Annotated in this window: 1 protein-coding gene and 1 pseudogene; both read right to left on the minus strand. The window is 26.2% G+C overall.

Annotation, left to right across the window (positions count from 1 at the left end):
* Positions 1–559: pseudogene (locus tag CD172_RS12225) on the minus strand (DUF443 family protein); the annotation flags it as partial.
* 124 nt (positions 560–683) lie between these two features.
* Positions 684–826 (minus strand): hypothetical protein (locus CD172_RS13165; protein WP_169925250.1); only part of this gene is annotated, 143 nt, incomplete at its 5' end.

Consider the following 826-nt stretch of genomic DNA (forward strand, 5'->3'; position numbering starts at 1 on the left):
GTATAATACCAATAATAAAATTAAAATCATTATATAGTAAGATAATGGTTAATGTCATAGATAATGCGAATAGACCCATTAAATAACCACTAATAATGAGCAGTTTAGTTTTTAACGTATTAAGAATTCTTAGTTTGTATTGTTTTTCACTTGATTTAAACCATGAAATTTCGGACCTTTTCCAAATTATCATTTGCACTATGGCAACTAAAATGAATGACAGTATGACTATTAATTTCGCTGTTGAAAGTTGAATCGTATCCATTGTTTTATTAACAATAGGCCTTAATACTGATGAAAGAAATACTGCCAGACCTGCTCCGATAGAAGCGAGTGCTGAGCGATTGTCTGTATTCATTTTCTTAATTACATATTAATGATATTCTTCCTCACTTAATTTATACGCATTTAACGGCAACCAATTAATCATTGGGAACAAATAAGGAAGAATATTTTTTTGTAAATCAACTAAAAATATACCTTCATCAGACTTCCATAATTTATACCTCAAATTTTTATTTAAATTTTCAAAATGACCAATAGGCCTATGCTTGTTCAAAATTTTCCAACTCCAATGATTGAATTATGGTTTGCAATAGATTATCAAAATTCCCTTTAAATATTTTAATTTAATATTAACTCGTAATTTTTATTAAATGTATCTATGAACAAAACATCTCTCATTATTCATTTTTTAATAATTTAACCGTTACAATTTCTTTATTATAAGAAACAATATTAATAAACGTAAAAATAATCATTTGTAAAAACCATGCCAAATACATGATATAGTTGATTTCTTTGTAAACAAACAGCATAGTATACC

Origin of the sequence: Staphylococcus agnetis, from assembly GCF_002901865.1 — a bacterium.
In the GTDB taxonomy this organism is placed as follows: Bacteria; Bacillota; Bacilli; order Staphylococcales; family Staphylococcaceae; genus Staphylococcus; species Staphylococcus agnetis.